At 70.0% G+C, this 22064-nt stretch carries 23 protein-coding genes; 10 read left to right on the plus strand and 13 right to left on the minus strand.

Annotated elements, in window-relative coordinates; translation table 11 throughout:
• The first annotated feature begins 5 nt into the window (after positions 1 to 5).
• From KOD61_RS08095 to KOD61_RS08115, 5 genes are all read left to right on the plus strand, one after another.
• Positions 6 to 479: a peroxiredoxin gene (locus KOD61_RS08095; protein ID WP_215218210.1), complete on the plus strand. Its 474-nt coding sequence runs from the start codon at positions 6 to 8 to the stop codon at positions 477 to 479.
• Positions 480 to 585: 106 nt separating this feature from the next.
• Entirely contained in the window at positions 586 to 1998 is a 1413-nt protein-coding gene (locus KOD61_RS08100) for a PhoH family protein (protein WP_215218211.1), read from the plus strand.
• Between the two features lie 3 nt (positions 1999 to 2001).
• Positions 2002 to 2682 carry a YoaK family protein gene (locus tag KOD61_RS08105; RefSeq protein WP_215218212.1) on the plus strand — a complete coding sequence of 227 codons (681 nt, stop codon included), beginning with the start codon at positions 2002 to 2004 and terminating at the stop codon, positions 2680 to 2682.
• A gap of 39 nt (positions 2683 to 2721) precedes the next feature.
• Entirely contained in the window at positions 2722 to 3546 is an 825-nt protein-coding gene (gene thiD / locus KOD61_RS08110; RefSeq protein ID WP_215218213.1) for a bifunctional hydroxymethylpyrimidine kinase/phosphomethylpyrimidine kinase, read from the plus strand.
• Positions 3546 to 4382 (plus strand): alpha/beta hydrolase family protein, encoded by an 837-nt coding sequence (locus KOD61_RS08115; protein ID WP_215218214.1) that lies wholly within the window; start codon positions 3546 to 3548, stop codon positions 4380 to 4382. Before thiD ends, KOD61_RS08115 begins: the two co-directional genes overlap by 1 nt.
• 37 nt (positions 4383 to 4419) lie before the next feature.
• Here the strand turns inward: KOD61_RS08115 and KOD61_RS08120 are convergent, their stop codons facing one another.
• The 11 genes from KOD61_RS08120 to galE form a co-directional block, all read right to left on the minus strand.
• Complete coding sequence (locus KOD61_RS08120; protein ID WP_215218215.1) at positions 4420 to 4941, minus strand: hemerythrin domain-containing protein; 522 nt, start codon at positions 4939 to 4941, stop codon at positions 4420 to 4422.
• Positions 4942 to 5019: 78 nt separating this feature from the next.
• Positions 5020 to 5643, minus strand: coding sequence for a bifunctional phosphoribosyl-AMP cyclohydrolase/phosphoribosyl-ATP diphosphatase HisIE (gene hisIE, locus KOD61_RS08125; protein ID WP_215218216.1), 624 nt, complete (start codon positions 5641 to 5643; stop codon positions 5020 to 5022).
• Positions 5636 to 6409 (minus strand): imidazole glycerol phosphate synthase subunit HisF, encoded by a 774-nt coding sequence (gene hisF / locus KOD61_RS08130; protein WP_215218217.1) that lies wholly within the window; start codon positions 6407 to 6409, stop codon positions 5636 to 5638. The genes hisIE and hisF overlap by 8 nt, the downstream gene beginning before the upstream one ends.
• Complete coding sequence (gene hisA, locus KOD61_RS08135; RefSeq protein ID WP_215218218.1) at positions 6403 to 7215, minus strand: 1-(5-phosphoribosyl)-5-[(5-phosphoribosylamino)methylideneamino]imidazole-4-carboxamide isomerase; 813 nt, start codon at positions 7213 to 7215, stop codon at positions 6403 to 6405. Before hisA ends, hisF begins: the two co-directional genes overlap by 7 nt.
• Entirely contained in the window at positions 7212 to 7832 is a 621-nt protein-coding gene (hisH, locus tag KOD61_RS08140) for an imidazole glycerol phosphate synthase subunit HisH (RefSeq protein WP_215218219.1), read from the minus strand. The genes hisA and hisH overlap by 4 nt, the downstream gene beginning before the upstream one ends.
• Positions 7829 to 8911, minus strand: a complete 1083-nt coding sequence (gene hisB, locus KOD61_RS08145) for a bifunctional histidinol-phosphatase/imidazoleglycerol-phosphate dehydratase HisB (RefSeq protein WP_215218220.1) — start codon at positions 8909 to 8911, stop codon at positions 7829 to 7831. The genes hisH and hisB overlap by 4 nt, the downstream gene beginning before the upstream one ends.
• On the minus strand, positions 8908 to 9993 hold the full coding sequence (gene hisC / locus KOD61_RS08150; protein ID WP_215218221.1) for a histidinol-phosphate transaminase: 1086 nt from the start codon (positions 9991 to 9993) through the stop codon (positions 8908 to 8910). The genes hisB and hisC overlap by 4 nt, the downstream gene beginning before the upstream one ends.
• Positions 9990 to 11291 carry a histidinol dehydrogenase gene (gene hisD / locus KOD61_RS08155; protein WP_215218222.1) on the minus strand — a complete coding sequence of 434 codons (1302 nt, stop codon included), beginning with the start codon at positions 11289 to 11291 and terminating at the stop codon, positions 9990 to 9992. The genes hisC and hisD overlap by 4 nt, the downstream gene beginning before the upstream one ends.
• Positions 11288 to 12196 (minus strand): ATP phosphoribosyltransferase, encoded by a 909-nt coding sequence (gene hisG / locus KOD61_RS08160; RefSeq protein WP_215218223.1) that lies wholly within the window; start codon positions 12194 to 12196, stop codon positions 11288 to 11290. The genes hisD and hisG overlap by 4 nt, the downstream gene beginning before the upstream one ends.
• A 34-nt stretch (positions 12197 to 12230) precedes the next feature.
• A complete protein-coding gene (locus tag KOD61_RS08165) occupies positions 12231 to 12548 on the minus strand; it encodes a YerC/YecD family TrpR-related protein (protein WP_215218224.1) in 318 nt (105 codons plus the stop codon).
• 78 nt (positions 12549 to 12626) lie between these two features.
• Complete coding sequence (gene galE / locus KOD61_RS08170; protein ID WP_215218225.1) at positions 12627 to 13757, minus strand: UDP-glucose 4-epimerase GalE; 1131 nt, start codon at positions 13755 to 13757, stop codon at positions 12627 to 12629.
• A 147-nt stretch (positions 13758 to 13904) separates the two neighbouring features.
• Between galE and KOD61_RS08175 the strand changes: the two genes are divergently transcribed.
• The 5 genes from KOD61_RS08175 to KOD61_RS08195 are packed head-to-tail and all read left to right on the plus strand — an operon-like array spanning position 13905 to position 20107.
• The gene (locus KOD61_RS08175) at positions 13905 to 14531 is read left to right on the plus strand and encodes an XrtA/PEP-CTERM system exopolysaccharide export protein (protein WP_215218226.1); all 627 of its coding nucleotides are present in this window, start codon (positions 13905 to 13907) and stop codon (positions 14529 to 14531) included.
• Positions 14531 to 16111 carry an XrtA system polysaccharide chain length determinant gene (locus KOD61_RS08180; RefSeq protein WP_215218227.1) on the plus strand — a complete coding sequence of 527 codons (1581 nt, stop codon included), beginning with the start codon at positions 14531 to 14533 and terminating at the stop codon, positions 16109 to 16111. Before KOD61_RS08175 ends, KOD61_RS08180 begins: the two co-directional genes overlap by 1 nt.
• An 11-nt stretch (positions 16112 to 16122) precedes the next feature.
• The gene (locus tag KOD61_RS08185; protein ID WP_215218228.1) at positions 16123 to 16890 is read left to right on the plus strand and encodes a CpsD/CapB family tyrosine-protein kinase; all 768 of its coding nucleotides are present in this window, start codon (positions 16123 to 16125) and stop codon (positions 16888 to 16890) included.
• Positions 16887 to 18209 (plus strand): porin family protein, encoded by a 1323-nt coding sequence (locus KOD61_RS08190; protein ID WP_215218229.1) that lies wholly within the window; start codon positions 16887 to 16889, stop codon positions 18207 to 18209. The genes KOD61_RS08185 and KOD61_RS08190 overlap by 4 nt, the downstream gene beginning before the upstream one ends.
• A gap of 11 nt (positions 18210 to 18220) precedes the next feature.
• On the plus strand, positions 18221 to 20107 hold the full coding sequence (locus KOD61_RS08195) for a hypothetical protein (RefSeq protein ID WP_215218230.1): 1887 nt from the start codon (positions 18221 to 18223) through the stop codon (positions 20105 to 20107).
• Between the two features lie 4 nt (positions 20108 to 20111).
• Here the strand turns inward: KOD61_RS08195 and KOD61_RS08200 are convergent, their stop codons facing one another.
• On the minus strand, positions 20112 to 20870 hold the full coding sequence (locus KOD61_RS08200; protein ID WP_215218231.1) for a glycosyltransferase family 2 protein: 759 nt from the start codon (positions 20868 to 20870) through the stop codon (positions 20112 to 20114).
• Positions 20867 to 22054: a hypothetical protein gene (locus KOD61_RS08205; protein WP_215218232.1), complete on the minus strand. Its 1188-nt coding sequence runs from the start codon at positions 22052 to 22054 to the stop codon at positions 20867 to 20869. Before KOD61_RS08205 ends, KOD61_RS08200 begins: the two co-directional genes overlap by 4 nt.
• Positions 22055 to 22064 lie beyond the last annotated feature (10 nt).

Consider the following 22064-nt stretch of genomic DNA (forward strand, 5'->3'; position numbering starts at 1 on the left):
CTGCAATGCTTGAAACCGGCGACAAGGTCCCAGGCAAGCTTCCCCTGACGCTCTCCGACGAGCGCAGCGTCACCCTCGCCGACTACGCCGGCCGGTGGCTGGTGTTGTACTTCTACCCGAAGGACAGTACGCCCGGCTGCACCACCGAGGGCCAGGATTTCAACGCACTCCTTCCCGAGTTCGAGGCCGTCGGCGCCAGCGTGCTGGGCGTCTCGCGGGACTCGGTGAAATCGCACCGCAACTTCCGCGACAAGCAGGGTTTCGCCTTCGAGCTCGTCAGCGATGCCGACGAGGCGCTGTGCAACGCCTTCGGCGTGATCCGCGAAAAGAACATGTACGGCCGCAAGGTGATGGGCATCGTGCGCAGCACGTACCTGGTCGACCCCGCCGGGCGCATCGCCCGCGTCTGGCAGCCGGTCAAGGTGCCCGGCCACGCGCAGGCCGTGCTCGACGAACTCAAGGCTGTCGCCACGCAGTGACCCCGCCCGTTCCATGCCGCTCCGCCACCCCGCCCTGCGGGTCCGTGGCGGTGCTTTGCCGTGCCCCAGCGTTACCCAGCTGTCCCCTTCCCGACCGGAGCTCGCGATGACCAGAGGCAAGCGGATCTACGTGCTCGACACCAACGTGCTGATGCACGACCCGACCGCGTTGTTCAAGTTCGAGGAACACGATGTCTACCTGCCGATGCAGGTCATCGAAGAACTCGACAACGGCAAGAAGGGCACTTCCGAGGCCAGTCGCAACGCGCGCCAGGTCAGCCGGTTCCTCAACGAACTGGTGGAGGCGGCCGGCACTGCCCGGGTGATCGAGGGCATTCCGCTGCTCCGTCCGCAGGGCCTGCAGTTGCGTGGCGCGCAGAGCGCCGGCTGCCTGCGCTTCCAGACCGACAACTTCGACGCCGGCCGGCGTTTCGGCGCGGTGGTTCCCGACAACGCGATCCTCGGCGCGATCCTGGCGCTGAAGGAGGCCGAGCCGGACCTGCCGGTGGTGTTCGTCTCCAAGGACATCAACCTGCGCATCAAGGCCGCGATCGCCGGCATCGTGTCGGAGGATTACGAGAACGACCGCGCGCTCGACGACTTCAGCCTGCTCTACACCGGCGCCACCGCGCTGCCGGAGGACTTCTGGAAGCGCCACGGCAAGGATCTGAAGTCCTGGACCGACCGGGGCCGCACCTACTACGAGATCTCGCGGGTCGACGGCGATGAAACGACCGACGGAAGCTGGTACCCCAACCAGTTCCTCTACCTGCCCGGTGAGGAGGAGGCCGAGCTCAAGGTGACGCGCGTCACCGAGGACAAGGTGACGCTGCAGATCGTCGATGACTACCGCCACAACCAGCACTCGGTGTGGGGCATCACCGCGCGAAACCGCGAGCAGAACTTCGCGCTCAATGCACTGATGGACCCCGAGATCGACTTCGTCACCCTCCTCGGCACTGCCGGCACCGGCAAGACCCTGCTGGCGCTGGCCGCCGGCCTGGCGCAGACGATGGACCAGCAGCGCTACCGCGAGATCATCATGACCCGCGCCACGGTCAGCGTCGGCGAGGACATCGGCTTCCTGCCCGGCACCGAGGAAGAGAAGATGACGCCGTGGATGGGCGCGCTGACCGACAACCTCGAGGTCCTGACGCACAACCAGGACGGCGGCAGCTGGGGCCGCGCGGCGACCAACGACCTGCTGGCGTCGCGCATCAAGATCCGCTCGCTCAACTTCATGCGCGGGCGCACGTTCCTGAGCCGCTGGCTGATCCTCGACGAGGCGCAGAACCTCACCCCGAAACAGATGAAGACGCTGATCACGCGTGCCGGTCCGGGCACGAAGATCATCTGCCTGGGCAACGTCGAGCAGATCGACACGCCGTACCTGACCGAGACGACTTCCGGCCTGACCTACGCGGTCGACCGCTTCAAAGATTGGCCGCACAGCGCCCACGTGACCCTGCGCCGCGGCGAGCGCTCGCGCCTGGCCGACTACGCCTCGGAAGTGCTGTAGGCGATGGCCGAGCGGCTGGCCACGTGGGTCTGGGTCGGTGCCGCCGCGCTTGCCAGCGTGGCCGGCATCGTCAACGTGGTCGGCTTCCTCGGCTTCCAGCAGCAGGCGGTCACCCACCTGACCGGCAATACCTCGCTGCTGGCGGCCGCGCTGGTCGGCGGCGATGCCGGCATGGCGTTGGGGCTGGGGGCGATGCTGCTCGCGTTCGTGGCCGGCTCGATGCTCAGCGGGCTGATCGTGCAGGACAGCACGCTGCGGCTCGGGCGCCGCTACGGTGTGGTGCTGACGATCGAGTCGCTGATGCTGCTGGCGGCCGTGCCGCTGTTCCGCCAGCAACACCTGGCCGGGCCGATCCTCGCGGCCACCGCCTGCGGCCTGCAGAACGCGATGGCCACCACGTACAGCGGCGCGCTGGTGCGCACCTCGCATGTCAGTGGGATGTTCACCGACCTGGGCATCATGCTCGGCCACTCGCTGCGCGGGCTGCCACTGGCGCGGCGGCGGCTCGCGCTGTGCTCTCTGGTGATCAGTTTCTTCTTCCTGGGCGGCGTCGTGGGAGCCGTGCTGTATGGCGGCATCGGCTACGCCGCGCTCTACGTGCCCGCGGCGCTTACCGGCGGCACTGGGCTGGGGTACTTCCTCTACCGCCAGTTCACCATGCTTCGCGACACGGAACCTTTGTAGGAGCGGCACGCGGCCGATACGTTCGGCGACAATGCGCGGATGCACAGTTCCGATCCCCGCCCGCCTTCCGCCCTCACCATTGCCGGTTCCGACTCCGGCGGCGGTGCCGGCATCCAGGCCGACCTCAAGACCTTCGCCGCGCACGGCGTGCACGGGCTCAGTGCGATCGCCGCGCTGACCGCCCAGCACACGCGCGGCGTGACCGCGGTCCACGTGCCCGACGCGGGCTTCCTCCGCGCCCAGATCGACACCTGCTTCGCCGACTTCCGCATCACGGCGGTCAAGCTGGGCATGCTGGCCAGCGCCGAGGTCAGCCACGCCGTCGCCGATGCGCTTGAAGCCCATGCACCGGCCGCGGTCGTACTCGACCCGGTGATGGTCGCGACGTCCGGAGCGCGCCTGCTGGAACCCGACGCGCTGTCCGCCCTGCGCGAGCGGCTGCTCCCGATGGCCACGCTGATCACCCCCAACCTGCCCGAGGCCGAGTTGCTGCTGGAGCGGCCGATCGCCGACCTCGACGCCATGCGCGAAGCCTGCCACGCACTGCTGGCCCTTGGCGCACGGGCGGTCCTGCTGAAGGGCGGTCACTTGCCGGGCAACGGCGATATCGTCGACCTGCTGGCCGGGGGCGGCGCCATCCACGAAATCCGCCACCGCCGCCTGCCGGGCGAAGCGCATGGAACCGGCTGCACCCTCGCGTCCGCGGTGGCGGCGCGGCTGGCGCTGGGCGACGACCTGCGCGCCGCCTGCGACAAGGCGTCCGACTACGTGCACCGTGCCCTGCTTTCCGGATACCGGCCCGGGTTGGGGCATGTCGTGGTGCTCGACCACTTCGGTGCCGCCGACCGTACCCCGGTGGCGTGATGCAGGCACTGGAACTCCCCCTCTCCAGCGCCGACGGCCACGACGCGGTTCTGGTCGCCAGGATCCCGCAGCGACCACGCGCCGCCGCGCTGTGGCTCCCCGCGCTTGGGGTCGCGGCAAGGCATTACCTGCCGTTGGCCGAGGCGCTGGCCCACCGGGGCGTGGCCACCTTCCTCCACGAGTGGCGCGGCCACGGCAGCAGCAGCCTGCGTGCCGGCCGGGGCACCGACTGGGGCTACCGCGAACTGCTCGCACTCGACCTGGCTGCCAGCGAAGCCGCGATGGCGGAGGCGCTCCCGGACCCCGGTATCCGCCGCGCGATTGGCGGCCACAGCCTCGGCGGCCAGCTGGCCGCCTGCCGGCTGGCAATGTCGCCTGGATCGGCCCAGGCGCTGTGGCTGGTTGCCAGCGGCGCCCCGTGGTGGCGCGCGTTTCCACGGCCGCTGCGCTACGGCCTGCCTCTCGCGTACCGCTTGCTGCCGTGGCTTGCCCGACGCTACGGCGCCCTGCCCGGCCGGCGGATCGGTTTTGGCGGCAACGAGGCCCGGGGCGTCATTGCCGACTGGGCGCGCACAGCGCTGGGGGGACGCTATGCAGCTGCCGGGCTGGACGTGGATCTCGAAGCCGGGCTTGCCGCCATGACACACGAGGTGCGCGCGCTCGTGATGGACGACGATTGGCTGGCACCGGCGTCTTCGCTTCGGTTCCTGCTGACGAAAATGCCCGGTACGTCGGTCAGCCCTCTTGAGCTCGACGCCCAGGCACTGGGCACGCGCGCGGATCACTTCGCGTGGATGAACCGTCCCGCCGCGGTGGCGGTGGCGCTCGCGGACTGACCCACCCGGCGCCCGCCAGCGCCATCGCGCAAATGGTTCAGTGCCTCACGGCCTTCACCACGCCCTTGATGCCGGCCTTGGCCTTCTCGGCAGCCACCAGGGTCGCAGCCGTATCGGACTGCTTCCATGCCTCGTATTCCTCATCGAGCTGGGCGCGCTCTTCAGCCGTGAAGAGCTGGCGCGCCATCTTGAACATGGTCTTTTCCTCTTCCTTGGCGTGGTGGTCGATCAGTTCGCCAAAGACCTTGGTGCGACCGGCGAACTCGGGCGTACCCGGATCTGCCGCGTGGACCTCGGGGATGATGGTCTGCTCGACGGCGTGGTGCTCGGCCAATGCCTCGGCATGGGTCTGCAGGCCATCACGGTCGGCGCGCTCCTTGAATGCCGGGTAGAACACCTGCTCCTCCCACTTGGCGTGCGGGATCAATGCGGCCTCGATCCGCTCGAGCAGGTCGGTGCGGGTCTTGACCCCGCGGTCGGTGGTGGCCTTCAGGTCGGCGAACAGCCCGCGGAGGGCGTCGTGCTCGTTTTTCAGCGTTGCCAGGATGTCGCGGGCCATGGCCTCAACCTCTCGAACGTGGGGGGGAGGCCAAACCTTCATCCGACGATGGTGGAGGCAACGTGTACGTCCCCCCGGTCAACGGGGCGGCGCGTCCCCGTGCCGGTCCCGCAGCACGCCGACCGCGCCCGCCAGCGACAACTCGCGTGCTCGCAGCAGGACCTGCAGGTGGAACAGCAGGTCGGCCGCCTCCCCCAGCAGCGCGCTGTCGTCCTGGGCGACAGCCGCGAGGGCGGTCTCGACGCCCTCCTCGCCCACCTTCTGCGCGATGCGCCGCACACCATCGCCGAACAGCCGGGTGGTGTAGCTGTCGGCCGGCCGCGTGCGGTGTCGGTCGTCGATCACGGCGTCCAGTTCGGCGAGGAAATCCGAAGGCGCCGCCGGGAAGCAACTGCGGCGGTCCAGGTGGCAGGTCGGGCCCATCGGGCGGGCCTGCACCAGCAGCGTGTCGGCATCGCAGTCGGCCTCGACCCCTTCAAGCAACAGGTGATGGCCGGAGCGCTCGCCCTTCACCCAGAGGCGGCCGCGGCTGCGGCTGAAGAACGTGACGCGACCCGTGTCCAGCGTTGCCGCGAGTGCGGCCCTGTCCATGTAACCCAGCATCAGCACCTGCAGGGTATCGGCGTGCTGGACGATGGCCGGCAGCAGGCCGCCCTGCTTGTCCCAGGCCAAGCCGGCCCGATCGAAGGGGATGTCAGGCATCGCGCACCTCCACGCCCCGCGCGCGCAGGGTCTGCTTGAGCTGGGGGATCGGCACCGCCCCAGAGTGGAAAACACTGGCGGCCAGCGCGCCGTCGACGTCGGCGCGGGTGAACACCGCTTCGAAGTGCGCTGCCTCCCCGGCGCCACCCGAGGCGATCAGCGGCACGCCGCATACCCGCCTGGCCGCCTGTAGCTGCTCGATATCGAAACCGGCGCGTACCCCGTCGTGGCCCATGCAGTTGAGCACCACTTCACCCGCGCCCAGCTGCTGGACTTCGATGATCCAGTCGAGCGTGCGGCGCGACAGAGCCTCGGTGCGCGCAGGGTCGCCGGTGAATCGGCGCACCCGCCATTGCCCGTCGGCGTCGCGCAGGCTGTCGATGCCAACCACCACGCACTGGACGCCAAACGCATCCGCCAGTTCGCTCACGAGCGCGGGCCGCTGCAAAGCGGGCGTGTTGATGGACACCTTGTCGGCGCCGGCGTGGAGCACCGTGCGGGCATCGGCGACGCTGCGGATGCCTCCGGCCACGCAGAACGGGATGTCCAGCACCCGCGCCACCCGCTCCACCCAGTCGCGGTCCACGCAGCGGTCCTGCGGACTGGCCGTGATGTCGTAGAACACCAGCTCGTCCGCGCCCTGGTCGCGGTAGCGCAAGGCCAGGTCGATGATGTCGCCCATATCGACGTGGTCGCGGAAGCGAACGCCCTTGACGACCCGGCCATCGCGCACGTCCAGGCAGGGAATGATGCGGCGGCTCAGCATGGCACCTGCGCCGTGGATGCCTCGGCCGCGAGGCCAGCCCGCGCCTCGTCCAGCGCCTCGTCCAGCGTGAACCACCCTTCAAGCAGTGCCCGTCCCAGCACCGCCGCGGCGCAACCGGCCGCCCGCGCTGCGGCGATATCGGCGACGTCGCGGATGCCGCCGGATGCCTGCAGCCGGACCTGCGGCGCGACCTGCCGTAGCTGGGCGTACAGCTCCAGGTTGGGGCCCGCCAGCATCCCGTCACGTGCAATGTCGGTGCACAGCAGGTGGCGCAGGCCGGCATCGGCGTAACGCCGCAGCAGCGGCGCAAGCGCCGAGTCGCTGGTCTCGGTCCAGCCGGCGGTCGGCAGTTGCCAGCGCCCTGCCCGGTCCTGCCGTACGTCGAGGGCGATCGTGATCCGCTCCGGCCCGAACCGGTGCAACCAGCCGGCGACGCGTTCGGGCTCGCGCACCGCAAGCGAGCCGACGACCACGCGCGACGCACCGGCGTCGAGCAGCGCGGCGACATCTCCCTCGCAACGCACGCCCCCGCCCGTCTGCACCTGCAACCGGGTGTCGCCAACGATCCGCGCCAACAGCGTGGCAAGCGTGTATCCGCCGGCACGCGCGGCGTCCAGGTCGACCAGGTGCAGCCAGCGTGCGCCCGCATCCGCATAGCGTGCGGCCAGCGCCAGCGGCGCATCGTCGTAACGCGTTTCGCGGGCGTAGTCGCCCTGGCGCAGCCGTACCGTCCGGCCGTCGCGCACGTCGATGGCGGGCAGCAGGTCGAATGCACCGTCGCCCGGTGCGCGGCCATCGGCACTCATGCGATGGCCTCCGAAAGGAAGTTTCGCAACAGCCGCTCGCCCACCGTGGCCGAACGCTCGGGATGGAACTGCGCACCGAACCGCCGCCCGTCGCCGACCACCGCGGGAAAATCCGCGCCGTGGGTGGCCGTGGCCAGTGTCGCCGGCCCCATCGGTGCGGCGTAGCTGTGCACGAAGTACGCCTGTGCGCCGTCGTCGATACCGTCCAGCAATGCGCTGTGGCCGATAGGTCGCAGGCTGTTCCAGCCCATGTGCGGCACCCTCACCGCCGGCCGTCCGTCCGTGCCATCGACCGGCACGAGCCGTGACACGCGTCCCGGGAGCAACCCGAGGCATTCGACATCGCCTTCTTCGGAGGAGCCGTACAGCAGTTGCATCCCGAGGCAGATGCCCAGCAACGGCTGGCTGAGTCCTCGGACTACTTCGACGAGACCCAGCTCGCGCAGGCGTGCCATGCCCCCCGCCGCGGCACCGACACCGGGCAGCACGACGCGCGACGCGGCGCGTATCACCGCCGGGTCGGCACTGGTGGAGACGCGAGCACCCAGGCGCTCGAACGCGTAGCGCACCGAGCCCAGGTTGGCGCCGCCGGCATCGATCAGGACGACGTCGTTCACAGCAACCCCTTCGTGCTGGGCAGCTCGTGGCCCTCGCGGCGGATGGCCTGGCGCAACGTGCGAGCGACGGCCTTGAAGCAGGCCTCGACCTGGTGGTGATCGTTGTCGCCACGCACCTGCAGGTGCAGGTTGATCCCGGCGCCCTCGCACAGTGACCGGAAGAAGTGCGGGACCAGTTCCACCGGCAGGTCGCCCACCCGCTCGCGCCGGAACTCGCCTTCGAACACGAAGTACGGACGCCCGGAGAAGTCCAGCGCCGCCGTCGCCAGCGACTCGTCCATCGGCAGCGTGAAGCCGTAGCGTCCGATCCCGCGTTTGTCCCCCAGCGCCTCGCGCAGGGCCTGGCCCAGCGCAAGTGCGCTGTCCTCGACGGTGTGGTGCTCGTCCACGTGCAGGTCGCCGGTGCAGCGCAGCGCCAGCGCGAAACCGCCGTGCTTGCCGAGCTGCTCGACCATGTGGTCGAAGAACCCCAGTCCCGTCGAGACCTCGGGGTCCGCCGCCCGGTCGAGGTCGACCGTGACCTGGATGGTGGTCTCGCGCGTGCTGCGCTCGACCCGTGCGCGACGCGGCGCATCGACCAGCTCGTGGGCGATACCGGCCCAGTCCCACTCGCCGCCAAACTGTCCGGTGCGCAACTGGAACGGACGCACACCCATATTGCGCGCGAACGCGTTGTCGCTTTCGCGGTCGCCGACCATCGCCGAGCGCGCCCAGTCGATGCCACGGTCGCGCAGGTAGGGCATCGCAAGGCCGATGCCCGGCTTGCGGGTGGGCGCGTTGTCGGCCGGCAGGCTGCGATCGATCAGCACGTCGCGAAAGACGATGCCCTGGCTTTCCAGCACCTGCATCATCAGCGCATGCGGGCCATCGAAGTCGGCCTGCGGGAACGCCTCGGTGCCGAGGCCATCCTGGTTGGTGACCATGACGAATGCGTACCCCGCGTCCCGCAGGCGCAGGAGCGCCGGGATCACGCCGGCGACGAAGCGCAGCTTCTCGTAGCGGTCGATCTGGAAGTCCTCCGGCTCCTCGATCAGTGTGCCGTCGCGATCAATGAAGAGAATCGGGCCTGCGGTGGTCATGCGACGGCCTCCAGCGCGGCAAGCTGGGCGATCACGCGATCGTTCTGGTCCGGGGTGCCGATCGTGATCCGCAGGGCGTCACCGAGGCCCGGGTAGCCGCGCATGTCACGCACGACGATCCCGGCGCCCAGTAGTCGCTCCAGCACGGCGGCGGCATCGGCGAAGCGCACCAGCAGGAAGTTCGCCGATGACGGATAGACGCGCCGGACCTGTGGCAGGGTCGAGATCGCGCGCCCCATCCGGGTCCGCTCGGCGACCGTCATTGCTATGTGGCCGAGCGTGTCCGACCAGGCCGCGTCATCGAGCGCCCGGCAGGCGAGTTCCGCGCAGGGTGCCGGCACCGGATACGGCGACTGGCAGCGCTGCAGCACCTCCACCAGCTCCGCATCGGCGACCACGCAGCCGATCCGGGCACCGGCCAGGGCATGTGCCTTCGAGAGCGTCCGCAGCACAACGACGTTGCGTTGCCGACCGATCAGCGACACCGCCGAGGCGCCCTCCGAGTACTCGATGTAGGCCTCGTCCACCACGACCAGGGCCCGGCCCCTCAGCCGCAGGGCGAGCGACTCGATCGCGGCGAGCGACAGACGGCTGCCGACCGGATTGCCGGGTGAGCACAGGAACACCAGTCGGGCACCTGCAGCCAGTGCCGCGTTGCCGACCTCATCGAAATCGCAGGCGAAGCCACGCTCACCGTCCACCAGCGGCACGGCGACAACCCGAGCGCCGTGCAGGCGGGCGCAGACCTCGTACATGCCGAAGGTGGGCGGGGTGACCACCACGGCATCCCCACCGGGCCGGCAGAACGCGCGGACCAGCAGGTCGATGCCCTCGTCGCTGCCGCGGCCGACCAGCACCTGCTCGGGGCGGCAGCCGTAGCGGGTCGCCATGAGCGCGCGCAACGCCGAGGGTTGCGGATCGGGATAGCGACGCACCCGCGCGTCGTCATCGGCCGGGTTGGGCCACGCCGATTCGTTGGCGTTGAGCCACGTGTCGCCGCCAGCCATGCTGCTGCGCGCCGAACGATAGCCGGCAAAGCCACGCAGGTCCGGACGTAGGAGTGTCGTCGGTGAAGGGTTCACGCCAGGGCCTCCAGCCGCCGGACGACCGCCAGCCGGTGCGCATCCAGCCCTTCGGCGCTTGCCAGCTCGATCGCGCAGCCCCCGATCGCGCGTAGCCCTTGCGGGGACACCTCCTGCACGGTGATCGATGTCTGGAAGCTCGCAACCGACAGCCCGCTGCACCAGCGCGCGGCGCCACCGGTCGGCAGCACGTGGTTGGTGCCGCTGCAGTAGTCGCCCAGTGCTTCGGGCGCCCAGTCGCCGAGGAAGACCGAACCGGCCGCGGCCACCCGCGGCAGCCAGCCACGCGGCTCGCGCAAGGCCAGGATCAGGTGCTCGGGCGCGTAGGCGTTACTGACCTCGAATGCCTGTTCGATCGACGCTACCCGTACCAGCCGCGAGCTCGCGAGGGCTTGCCGGGCAATGTTGGCCCGCGGCAGGTCGGCGAGCTGCTGCTGGATCGCTGTCTCCACGCTCGCCAGCAGGCCGTCGTCGTCGGTGAGCAGCAGCACCTGCGAGTCCGGCCCGTGTTCGGCCTGAGACAGCAGGTCGGCCGCGACGAACGCCGGGTTGGCGCCGCCATCGGCAATCACCAGCACCTCCGACGGACCGGCAGGCATGTCGATCGCCGCGCCGCCAGTCATCAGTGCGACCTGCCGCTTGGCCTCGGTCACGTAGGCATTGCCCGGGCCGAACAGCTTGTCGCAGGCGGGCATGCCGCCGCGGCCGAACGCCATGGCGGCGATGGCCTGCGCACCGCCCAGCTTGAATACCCGCCGCACGCCGCAGTGCGCGGCGGCGAACAGGACCGCCGGGTCCGCCGTGCCGTCCCGACGCGGCGGCGTGCACAGCACCACCTCGCGGCAGCCCGCCAGCCCGGCGGGAACGGCGAGCATGAGCGCCGTGGATGGCAAGGGCGCCGAGCCGGCCGGCACGTACAGACCGACCCGGGCGATCGGCCGCTTGATGCGTTGGCAGACCACTCCCGGCGCCGTCTCCACCGCCGGTGTTTCGCCCGCGCCGACGCGGTGGAAGCGCTCGATCCGGGTCGCGGCCTCGATGATCGCGGCCTTCAGGGCCGGTGTGAGTGCGGCAGCCGCGGCCTCGAACTCGGCGCCGGACACCTCGAAGTGGTCGAGCGCTACGCCATCGAGACGTGCGCCGATCTGCCGCAGCGCTTCATCGCCGTCCGTGCGGATCTGGTCCAGCAGCGCTGCGACGGTCGTGGCGACATCGGTGCCGGTCTTCTGCGCCGGGCGTTGCAGGAGTTCGTCCCGTCCCTGCGCGTCGAGCGCGTTCCAGTCCACGATCCGGCTCATGCCAGCATCCCTTCGACCGGCAGCACCATCAGCCCACGCGCACCCGCCCGCTTGAGTTCCTCCAGCCGCTGCCAGGTGACCGCGCCGTGGCACAGCGCCTGCAGCGCGAGCTCGTCCGCGCCGTCGACCTGCATCACCGTCGGCGCCTCCGCATCGGGCAGCAGCGGCAACAGCGACGGCAGCACCGCGCGCGGTGCCTGGAACAGCAGCAGCTTACTGTGCCGCATGCGCAGCACCCCGTCGAGGCGGCGCAACAGCAGTGCCGCCAGCTCGCCACGCACCGCGTCGAGCTCGGCCACGGGCCCCGCCAGCACCGCCTCGCTCTCGAACATCGTCGCGACCGGCTTGAGCTGGTTGGCCGCCAGGGTGGCGCCACTGGAGACGATGTCGCAGACCGCATCGGCCTGGCCCAGCCGCGGCGCGATCTCCACCGAGCCCGACAGCAACACCACCTCGGCGGCCACGCCCTGCTCGGCCAGCCAGCGCGATAGCAATGCCGGATAGCTCGTGGCAATCCGCATGCCGGCCAGCTGCGCCGGTCCCTGCCAGGCCCATCCCTCCGGCACCGCCAGCGCCAGCCGGCAACTGCCAAAGCCCAGCGACCGCCACTCGCGGAACGCGGCGGGGCGGTCGTTCGCAGCCCGGTCGGCGCCCTGTTCGGCCAGCACGTTGCGGCCGACCACGCCCAGGTCGCAGACACCATCGGCGATCAGGCCGGGGATGTCGTCGTCGCGCACCAGCAACAGGTCGACCGGCAGCGTCTCGCCGTAGCAGAACAGGCGGTCGCGGCTCTCACGCCAGCTCAACCCGCAGGAAGCGAGCAAGGCGCGGGCGGGGTCGGCCAGCCGGCCGGATTTCTGGATCGCGATGCGCAGGCGATCGCGCGCGGGGGGCACAGGGGTCATCCCGGTATTCCTGGTTCGAAAAGGGGGTGGTGCGTTACTTGGCCGCGACCGTGCGGCTGCGCTTGAGTGCCTGGCCGTAACCGCCGGCGCCGCGCTCAAGCGTCCGCGCGACGCGGCCGATCGTGGTGACGCTGACATGGGTGCGCTCGTGGATCTCGCGGTACGGGATGCCCTGCGCCAGCAGCGGCACGACCCGCCACCGGTCAGTCATCGACTCGAGTTCGGCCGGCGTGCACAGGTCCTCGAGGAACGCGCGGACCTCCGTGGGCCCGCGCAAGCAGTCGATCACCGACGCCAGCGTGTCCAGCACGTCTTCCTGCACCTCTCCAACCCCGTCCGAACGACGCTTCATCCCGCGCTCCAATGTATTAACGCGTTAGCACGTTAATGCACATCGGTACGCCGATCAACCAGTTTTTGATGGCGGGATTCAGGGCGTGACGCTGGGAACGCGGACCGGCCCCTCCACGGACGTGCGCCCGGCTGCCTTGGCAGCGCTCGGCGCGGGGATCCCGACCGGTGCACAGTCGGACGGATTCGCGCGCGGCGCCGGCGCATAGCCGTGTGGATTCATCGACTGCCAGCGCCAGGCATCCCGGCACATGTCGTCAATGCCCAGCCGGCTTTCCCAACCCAGCAGCCGCCGGGCCAGGCCAGGATCGGCGTAGACCTCGGCGACATCCCCGGGCCGGCGATCGACGATCTCGTACGGGACCTGCCGGCCCGACGCGCGCTCGAACGCGCGCACCAGTTCCAGCACGCTCACCCCGCGGCCGGTGCCGAGGTTGACCGTCGCGCCAGCATCGCCGCGCTGCAGGTACTCGATCGCGTCGACGTGGGCCCGCGCCAGGTCGACGACATGGATGTAGTCGCGTACGCCGGTGCCATCCACGGTCGGGTAGTCACCACCGAACACCTGCAGGCGCTTGCGCCGACCGACCGCCACCTGGCAAACGAAGGGCATCAGGTTGTTGGGCATGCCACCCGGGTCCTCGCCGATGAGCCCCGACGCGTGCGCGCCGACCGGGTTGAAGTAGCGCAGGTTGCACACCTGCAGGCCGCTGCCGGACTGGCAGACATCGGCCAGCAACTGCTCCACCACCAGCTTGGTACGGCCATACGGATTGGTGACCTGCAGGTCCGCATCCTCCCGCACGGGCACGTGCCGCGGGTTGCCGTACACGGTGGCGGACGAGCTGAACACCAGCCGCTGCACGCCGGCGTCCTGCATCGCCCGCAGCAGGGTGATCGTGCCGCAGATGTTGTTGTCGAAGTACTCCAGCGGACGGCTGCACGACTCGCCGACCGCCTTCAGCGCTGCGAAGTGGATGACCGCGTCGAACCGGTGCTTTGCGAACAGCGCCGACAGTGCATCGGCATCGCGCAGGTCCACCCGGTGCGCCACCAGTGGCGCGCCGGTAAGCCGGCGCAACCGCGGCAGCACGGCCGGCGAACTGTTGACGAAGCTGTCGGCGACGACGACCTTGTGGCCGCGCTCGACCAGCTGCACGCAGGTGTGCCCCCCGATGTAGCCGGCTCCACCCGTCACCAGGATATGCATGCTGCCTCCAGGCCCGCCCGATGACCGGTACAACGCCAAACCCGACCATCGCAGGACCAAGCAGGTCGCAACCCGTCCGCATCCGGACTCGTGGCCGGGTTGGCTCGGATCAGTCGTTGAAGTCTGCGAATCCGGGGAAACGCCACGATGAACCTGCGAGCTGCCGCCTCCTTCCTGTCCCTCCTGTTGTGCTCCCTGCTTGCCGCGTGCGCGAGCGGCGGCGGCTCGCTTGCCGATGCGCCGCCGGCCCAATCCGCCAACGCAGTGGACGCCTATCTCATCGGCGTCGACGACATCGTCCAGGTGTCGGTGTGGCGCAACCCGGAGTTGGGCATCACCGTGCCAGTGCGTCCCGACGGCATGATCTCGGTACCGCTGGTCGGCGACGTCGCCGCCGCTGGGCTGACCCCGCAGGACGTGGCCGCCGACCTCCAAGACAAGCTGGCGGCCTATGTGCGCGACCCGCAGGTGGCGGTGATCCTGACCGACCTGCGCAGCCATGAGTACCTGTCGCGGGTGCGGGTCACCGGCGCCGTCCAGCAACCGGTGTCGATCCCGTACCGCCAGGGCATGACCGTGCTCGACGCAGTACTGGAGGCCGGCGGCATCACCGAGTTCGCCGCGCCCGGGCGGTCCAACCTGCACCGCAAGACCAGCAACGGCGCGCAAGCCCATGGCGTGCGGCTCGACCTGATCCTGGAACGGGGCGACCTCGCCACAAACTATCCGGTCGCTCCGGGTGACGTGATCACGGTTCCGGAGCGCACCTTCTGATGAACGCCATCGCCCTTCCGGCGCGACGCACGGCCGTCGCGGTATCGGACGCCCTGCCGCCGGACGAGCTGGTGCCGGTGCTGCTTGCCGAATGCCGGCGCCACGCCCTGCCGATCGCGGCCACCTTCGGAGCGGTCGCCCTGCTGGCGTTGCTCGTCGGGTTGTTCCTGTTGCCGCGCAACTACGTCGCCTCGACCACGATCCTCGCGCGCGAGAGCGACATCATCCAGCCGCTGCTGGAAGGACGCGCGGTCGCCACCGGCGTGACCGACCGCGCCGGCATGGCGCGCCAGGTGATCTTCAGCCGCAAGGTGCTGGAGGACATCCTCGCCACCGGTGGCTGGCTGGCCGACAACCCCTCCCCGATCGAACGCGACCGGAGGATGGAGCGCATCCAGGAGAACACCCGGGTCACCAGCCCGCGCGAGGACCTGGTGCATATCGTCTACAGCGACTCCGACGCCGAGCGCACCTTCCGGGTAACCGAGCGGCTGGCCGAGCTGTTCATCGCCGAGAGCCTGGAGACGAAGGAGCGCGAGAGCCGCGAGGCCTACGAGTTCATCGACAGCCAGGTGCAGGCCTACCACCGCAAGCTGATCGAAGCCGAGGAGAACCTGCAGGCGTACCGGTCGCGTAATGCCGACGCCCAGCCCGACAGCACCGCCGAGGTCAACAACCGGGTTTCGGCCCTGCGCACCCAGGTCAGCCAGAACCGCATGGAGCTGCAGGAGCACCGGTCGCGCGCCGCCGCGCTGGCCTCGCAGCTCTCGCGCGAGTCGGCCGTCACCGCGGTGCAGACGCGTGCCAACCTGTACGGCGCGCAGTTGGTGGAGCTGCAGAGCCAGGTCGACCTGCTGCTGCTCAACTACACGGAGCAGTACCCGGACGTGGTCCGCCTGCGGCACCAGATCGCCGACATCAAGCGCGCCATGCAGGAAGATGCCGCGCGCCCAGACACCGCAGCCCAGGGCGGCACGCCATTCGAGAGCGCACAGCTCAACCCGCACTACCAGCAGCTGCGCCAGCAGCGCGACGAGGCCCTGCGTGAAATGGCCGCCACCAACGCCCGGCTGGGGGTTTCGCAGTCGATGCTCGGCGAGGAGCTGGGCCGCCGCCGCAGCATCGTCAACGCCGAGGGCGCACTGGCCGAGCTGACGCGCGACTACGAGGTCAACCGCGACCTCTACCAGGACTTGTTGCGCCGGCGCGAGAACGCACGCGTGTCGATGCAGCTCGACCAGGAAGAACGTGGCCTCACGCTGCGGGTGCAGGACCCGGCCACCATGCCGCTGCGCCCCACGGGCCTGCGCTTCATGCACTTCGCGATCGGCGGCCTGATGCTGGCGATCCTGCTGCCGCTGGGCGTGGTGTTCCTGCGCGCACGCTTCGACCCGCGCATCCGCTCGGCATCGCACCTGTCGCGCCGGATCGGTGCGCCGCTGCTGGCGGTTATCCCGACCTACCACACGCCCGCCGAGCGCCGCCAGGACGTGGCGCGCGTGGCGCTGAGCTTCGCCATCGTGGCGACGGTCGTGGTCGCCTATGGCCTGGTCTACGGCTACAAGCAGCTCTACGCATGACAGCAAAAACCATGAACAAGCAGACCCGACAGCGCGCGCCCCTGGCGCCGGTAACCGCCGATTCGGCCGGCGTGCTCGGCACGGTACCGGCTGGCCACGCGATCAGCCGCTACGCCGAGCCGGAGCCGCTTCCGGTGCGCAAGCTGGAAGAACGCCGCCTCATCCACCGGCACGATTGGGTGCGCGTGCAAGCCGACGCCTTCCGCGAACTGCGTACGCGGCTGGTGGAACTGGGCGGCGAGCGCAGTTTCGTCACGCTGGTGGCCTCCGTCGCCCCCGGTTGTGGCGGCAGTTTCGTGGCGCGCAACCTCGCGGCCGCGTTCGCCTTCGATGAATCCAAGAAGGCGCTGCTGATCGACTGCAACGCGCGGCACCCTTCCCAACACACCGCCCTCGAGGTCGAGGCCACCGGCGGCGGGTTGATGGATTACCTGGACGACCCGTCGCTCGATGTCGGCGACGTGGTCTACCCCACCGGCGTGCCGCGCCTGGGACTGATCCCGGGCGGACGCGTCCGCGAGATCACCGGCGAGGCCTTCAGTTCCTTCCGGATGCGCGCGATGACCGATTCCCTGCGCGGCCTGTACAACGACCGCTACGTGATCCTCGACGGCCCGCCCGTGCAGGGCTCGCCCGATGCCCGGATCCTGTCCGAGCTGGCCGACTTCGTGGTGCTGGTCGCCGGGTACGGCCGGGTGAGCACCGCCGCGGTCGAGAAGGCCATGGCGAGCTTCCCGTCGGAAAAGCTTGCCGGCGTTGTGCTCAACAACAGCCCATGAGCCGATCCGGCGCACGCAACCGTTACAGGCTTGGCACGGTTCACGCACTCGCGGCCGCGCTGGCGACGCTGCCGGGGACGGCCGCGGCCCTCCGGCTGGATTACTCGGCCGACCTGGGCGTGGAGCGCAACGACAACGTCGCGATGACCCCGGTCGACCCGGTCGAGGAGGACATCCTCCGGGCCGGGCTGGATTTCGCCCTGACCCACGACACCGCGGTCATCCAGGCCAGCCTGGCTGGACGGGCGGAATACCGCGACTACCTCGGCGACGCCTACGACGACACCCTCGACGGCACCGCGCAGGGCCGCCTGAACTGGTTCGCGCTGCCCGAACGGCTGAGCTTCACCGTCGAGGACAACCTCTCGGTGCAGCCCGTCGACACCCTGGCGGTCAATGCACCGGGCAACCGCCAGCAGGTCAACGTGCTGTCGCTCGGGCCCAACCTGCATTTCGACCTTGGCTCGAGCCTGCGCGGGCGTGCGGAACTGCGCTACACCGACAGCGACGCCGAGATCACCGACGAGTTCAACTCGCAGCGGCTGGGCATGGCCGTGCGTACCATCAAGGAACTGGGGCCGACCAGCCAGCTCTCACTGAACGTGCAGGGCCAGCGGGTGGACTTCGACGACGACGTCATTGCGCGCGACTACACGCGCTACGACCTGTTCGCGCGCTATGCACGGACGCTGGCGAACTTCGAGCTCGGGTTCGATGGCGGCTATTCGCGGCTGTCCTACCGTGACGGCCCCGGTAGTCGCTCGGAGCCGCTGCTGCGGGCCAATGCGGACTGGACCCCGGGTGAGCGGCATCGCCTGTCGCTGTCGGCGTCGCAGCAGTTCTCGGATGCCGCGACCGAAGCGCTGGTCGCCATCGGCGAGGACGCGACCACCACGCCGGGACCGCTGCTGGTCGGCGATGCGGTGGTCAACGCTTCGCCGTACCGCGAGCGGCGCATCGCCCTGGGCTACACATTCACCGGCACGCGGCTGGGCTTCAGCGTGGAGCCCTACGTGGACCGGCTCGACTACGTCGATGCCGACGAGTTCGACCAGGAGGGCCACGGCGTCGCCGCCGCCATCGGCTGGCAATTGCGCCCGCGTACCACCATCGGCGCGTTCGCCAGCGTCGACCGGATCGATTACCTGCAATTGACGGTGGAGCACGAGACCCGCCGTTATGGCGTCCACCTCCAGCACGACTGGTCCCGCCACCTGAGCGGGCGCATCGAATGGGCGCGCCACGAGCGGCTCAGCAACGTGCCGGGCGACGACGCGGAACAGGGCCTGGTCTACCTGAGCATCACCTACCGCCGCTGAGGAGCACTGCCATGGCGTCCCATCGAGCAAGCCACCGACCGGGCCACGCCCCTCGCCGCAGCGCGCTGGCCTGGCGCGGCCGCACCGCCGCGGTGCTGTACCTGGTCTCGCTGGCCGCGGCCTGTGGCTTCCCGGAAACCGGGACGCCCGTCTCCGTCCCCAAGGCCGAAGCCGTGCCCGCCCCGTCCGATGCCGCTCCGGCGCCCGATGCAGTACCGGCCCCGGCGCCCGCGGCAGCCGGCACGATGGCCAGCGGCATTCCGCTCGACCTTGACTACGTCGATCGAAACTCCGGCGAGTACCGCCGCTTCACCGCATTCGTCGACAGCGCGGTGCGCGGCAATCCCGGCTACGCGTTCGCCGCGGCCGACGCCGCCCTGATGCACCGGCTGTCGGGCAAGGACCGCTACTGCGAGCTGGCGGTATCGATGGTGGAGAAGCAGGTCGCCGACGCCGAGGCCGCGATCGCGCGCGGCGACCGCCCGGAAGTCGCCGGCGACTCCTACCTGCAGGTCGGCCCGATGATCTCCGACCTCGCACTCACCCTCGACACCTGCAACACGATGGTGACGGCCGCGCAGCGTCAGCGCTGGTCGGCGTACGCCGAGCAGGCGGTGTGGAACGTGTGGCACCACATGCGCGCGCACTGGGGCATGCGGCCGCAGCCGTGGACCGGCTGGGCCACCGACAACCCGGGCAACAACTACTACTACAGCTTCCTGGAGGCGACGCTGTACTGGGCGCTCGCCAGCGGCAACGCCGACTGGATGAAGGAGCTGCGCGAGGACCGCGTGCCGCCGCTGCAGCAATACTTCGCCCAGCTCGATGGCGGCGGCAGCCGCGAGGGCACCGGATACGGTGCCGCGCACATGCGGTTGTTCCCCTGGTACCGGCTGTGGCGGGATGCCACCGGTCAGGACCTCGCCGGCGCCAGCAGCCATGCGCGCGACAGCATCGACTACTGGATCCACGCGACGGTGCCGACCCGCGACCACTTTGCACCGATCGGCGACCAATCACGTAACTCGGTGCCCGAACTGTTCGACTACCACCGGCGCGTCGTGCTGGAAGCCCGTGCCCTGACCGACGACCCGCAGGCCCGCAGCGCCGCCGCCTGGTGGCTCGGGAACATCTCGGTGCCCGAGATGTCGTCGGGGTTCAACCTTCGACACGGCCTGCTGCCCGCCGGCGGGAAAGGCGAGCCACCCGCGTCGCTGCTCCACCATGCCAAGGGGACGGGGCACCTGTTCGCACGCACCGGCTGGGAAAAGGATGCCATGTGGGTGGCGATCGTCGCCGGCCCCTACGAGGAGAGCCACGCCCACCAGGACCAGGGCGGGTTCACCCTGTTCGCGGGTGACTGGCTGGCGGTGACCGAGAACATCTGGAGCCACAGCGGCATCCAGCAGGGCACCACGGTCCACAACGTGGTGCGGTTCGAGCGCGCCGATGCGAGTGCGCGCCAGTGCAATGCGCCGGCGGGGGACGTGGTGGTGCACCAGTGCACGCCCACCCGTTCGACCCTGGAGGTGACCCCGGGGCCGGATGGGTCGTTCTCGGCCAGCGCCGACCTGACTGCCGCCTATGCCGGCAACCCCGCCCTGCGTGGCTGGCAGCGCCGGTTCGACTTCGCCGACCGTACCCTCACGGTGCGCGACCGCTTCGACCTGGACCCGGGCACGCGCGCGGTGTTCCAGCTCAACGTTCCCGAGCGGCCGCGCATCGAGGGCAACCAGGCCGTCGCCGGCAACCTCCGCGTGCGCGTGCTGGAACCGGCCAACGCCACGCTCGCGGTGCACGACTGGAGCAGCGTCGACGCACAGGAGTTCCGCCGTGGCTGGCGCCTGGACGTCAGCGGCAGCGACACCGGTTACGTGGTCGCGTTGAGCGAGGACTGACCCGTCAGCAGCGCTTGGCCAGCGCGTTAACGCCGTAGTGGACGAAGCAGCGGCACGCATCCGCCCAGCCGAGTGATTCCACTTCGCGGTAGATGTGCCATTGCCAGCGCGCGGCGCGCAGCTTGTCGGCCGACAGCGAGCCGCGCCTGACGCGGTAGTACGCCAGCGGCTCCGGATCCGGTGCGCAGCCCGCCACGCCGGCCCGCCGGACCATCGCCAGCCAGAACGCGTAATCCTCGTGTCCCACCCGCTGGAACCGGCCGTCGCCCACGCGGCGGTCATACATTCCGGTCAGGTTGCCGATGCGGTTGCTGCTGAGCATGTCGCGATAGTTCACCGTCGCCGGCGGTTGGACCACCGACAGTTCCGCCCCCGCTTCATCGACACGCTGGTAAGCGGTGTAGCTGATCGGCATGCCGCCGGCGCGCATCCAGGCCAATTGCACGGCCAGCTTGCGCGGGTGCCACCAGTCGTCGCTGTCGAGGAAGGCCATGCAGTCGCCCGTGGCGGCATCGATGCCGGCGTTGCGCGCGGCGGCGACGCCGGAATTACCCGCAAGCCGCACCGTCACCACGCGCGGGTCGGCCGCCGCGAAGGCGTCGATCACCGCCGCCGAGCCGTCGCGCGAACCGTCGTCGACCACCACCAGCTCTACCGCTCGGTGGGTCTGTCCCAACACCGACTGCATGGCCTGGGCGAGCGTGGTGGCGGCGTTGTACACAGGCATCACCACGCTGACCGTGGTGGTCCCCTGCCCGTTCATTGCGCCCGTCCCCCGGCCCAGGACGACCGCGGGGGCGGCAGGCCGCGGTCGCGGTACTGCCCGGGGTCGCCGTCGAGCCCGGCCTCGGCCGCCTTGACGATGTTGTAGAGCTCGCGCGCGGTGACGTAGTGCAGGACGTAGTCCTTGCCGTCGTTGTAGCGGCGCTCGAGGTGGTCGTGCATCGCGTCGACCGGTGCGCCAAGCAGGGTGTCCATGTCGTGCTCCTGGGTGCCGTGGGTGTGCACCTTCACGAACACCCAGTCCGGCCGACCCTCGACGTGGATGCCGGTGCGCACCCACGCATCGACGCGCGCCGGCGTCGGCGGGCAACTGGCACGCACGTCTGCATTCTCGATGCGGGGCACGACCCCAGCCCGCCGCTCGCGCCAGTTGAGCCCGAGCGGGCCTTGCACCAGCATCAGGTCGCCCTCGGGCCGGCCACCCACCTTCACCGGCGTCCCACGGTCGTGCGACTTCGGGCGCCCGGGGTCGTCGGTGGCGTAGTAGATCGAGTTGATCGTGCTCGTCTGGGTTTCGCTCGGCGCCGACGGCAGGGTGAAGTCGGCGTAGCACCCCAGCTCGCGCAGCAGCACCAGCTCGTTGTTGATGCCGCACCAGCGCCCGTCGCAGCGCGAGTTGTCCAGGCTCCAGTTGCCGTGGATGAAGCCGAAGCGCAGCTGTCCCGTCCCGGGATCGCGCGGCAGCGCACCATGACGCTCGTGCAGTATCTGGTTGAAGCGGGTGATGCATTCGCGGAAGTTGGCCTCGGTGTCGTTGTCGTGGTGCAGGTGCACCTCGATCTCGCCGAACCCGTCGGCACACAGCGACGCCAGCTTTTCCAGGTGCGCGGGCACGTACTCCTCCTCCGGGTAGAAGAAGGTGTGCTGCGGCGGCCGGCCGTCGGCGTCCCGGTGGCGGGCGGCCAGCGCCCGGTACTCGCTGCACCAGCGGTCGACCCGCGCACGCTGCACGTCCGCATCGGCGCCGTGCCACATCGGCTCGAAGTGGTCGACGAAGCAGAACATGACGTGGACCGGCCGCCCCGTCACCGTCGGAGGCCGCCGCCGCAGGTAGGCCAGGATCCAGACCTGCATGTTGCGCGCACGCAGTAGCTGCCAGACCAGCATGCCCGCCAGCAGCACGAGCACCAGTCCCACCAGCGCCAGCCAACCCGCCACGCTCATCGGCCTGCCC

Source organism: Lysobacter luteus (assembly GCF_907164845.1).
Taxonomy (GTDB): Bacteria; Pseudomonadota; Gammaproteobacteria; order Xanthomonadales; family Xanthomonadaceae; genus Novilysobacter; species Novilysobacter luteus.

Excerpts from the sequence above, each read along its gene's own strand:
- KOD61_RS08095 (WP_215218210.1), top strand. The coding sequence starts at position 6 with ATGCTTGAAACCGGCGACAAGGTCCCAGGCAAGCTTCCCCTGACGCTC.
- KOD61_RS08100 (WP_215218211.1), top strand. The coding sequence starts at position 586 with ATGACCAGAGGCAAGCGGATCTACGTGCTCGACACCAACGTGCTGATG.
- KOD61_RS08105 (WP_215218212.1), top strand. The coding sequence starts at position 2,002 with ATGGCCGAGCGGCTGGCCACGTGGGTCTGGGTCGGTGCCGCCGCGCTT.
- thiD (WP_215218213.1), top strand. The coding sequence starts at position 2,722 with ATGCACAGTTCCGATCCCCGCCCGCCTTCCGCCCTCACCATTGCCGGT.
- KOD61_RS08115 (WP_215218214.1), top strand. The coding sequence starts at position 3,546 with ATGCAGGCACTGGAACTCCCCCTCTCCAGCGCCGACGGCCACGACGCG.
- KOD61_RS08120 (WP_215218215.1), bottom strand. The coding sequence starts at position 4,941 with ATGGCCCGCGACATCCTGGCAACGCTGAAAAACGAGCACGACGCCCTC.
- hisIE (WP_215218216.1), bottom strand. The coding sequence starts at position 5,643 with ATGCCTGACATCCCCTTCGATCGGGCCGGCTTGGCCTGGGACAAGCAG.
- hisF (WP_215218217.1), bottom strand. The coding sequence starts at position 6,409 with ATGCTGAGCCGCCGCATCATTCCCTGCCTGGACGTGCGCGATGGCCGG.
- hisA (WP_215218218.1), bottom strand. The coding sequence starts at position 7,215 with ATGAGTGCCGATGGCCGCGCACCGGGCGACGGTGCATTCGACCTGCTG.
- hisB (WP_215218220.1), bottom strand. The coding sequence starts at position 8,911 with ATGACCACCGCAGGCCCGATTCTCTTCATTGATCGCGACGGCACACTG.
- hisD (WP_215218222.1), bottom strand. The coding sequence starts at position 11,291 with ATGAGCCGGATCGTGGACTGGAACGCGCTCGACGCGCAGGGACGGGAC.
- hisG (WP_215218223.1), bottom strand. The coding sequence starts at position 12,196 with ATGACCCCTGTGCCCCCCGCGCGCGATCGCCTGCGCATCGCGATCCAG.
- KOD61_RS08165 (WP_215218224.1), bottom strand. The coding sequence starts at position 12,548 with ATGAAGCGTCGTTCGGACGGGGTTGGAGAGGTGCAGGAAGACGTGCTG.
- galE (WP_215218225.1), bottom strand. The coding sequence starts at position 13,757 with ATGCATATCCTGGTGACGGGTGGAGCCGGCTACATCGGGGGGCACACC.
- KOD61_RS08175 (WP_215218226.1), top strand. The coding sequence starts at position 13,905 with ATGAACCTGCGAGCTGCCGCCTCCTTCCTGTCCCTCCTGTTGTGCTCC.
- KOD61_RS08180 (WP_215218227.1), top strand. The coding sequence starts at position 14,531 with ATGAACGCCATCGCCCTTCCGGCGCGACGCACGGCCGTCGCGGTATCG.
- KOD61_RS08185 (WP_215218228.1), top strand. The coding sequence starts at position 16,123 with ATGAACAAGCAGACCCGACAGCGCGCGCCCCTGGCGCCGGTAACCGCC.
- KOD61_RS08190 (WP_215218229.1), top strand. The coding sequence starts at position 16,887 with ATGAGCCGATCCGGCGCACGCAACCGTTACAGGCTTGGCACGGTTCAC.
- KOD61_RS08195 (WP_215218230.1), top strand. The coding sequence starts at position 18,221 with ATGGCGTCCCATCGAGCAAGCCACCGACCGGGCCACGCCCCTCGCCGC.
- KOD61_RS08200 (WP_215218231.1), bottom strand. The coding sequence starts at position 20,870 with ATGAACGGGCAGGGGACCACCACGGTCAGCGTGGTGATGCCTGTGTAC.
- KOD61_RS08205 (WP_215218232.1), bottom strand. The coding sequence starts at position 22,054 with ATGAGCGTGGCGGGTTGGCTGGCGCTGGTGGGACTGGTGCTCGTGCTG.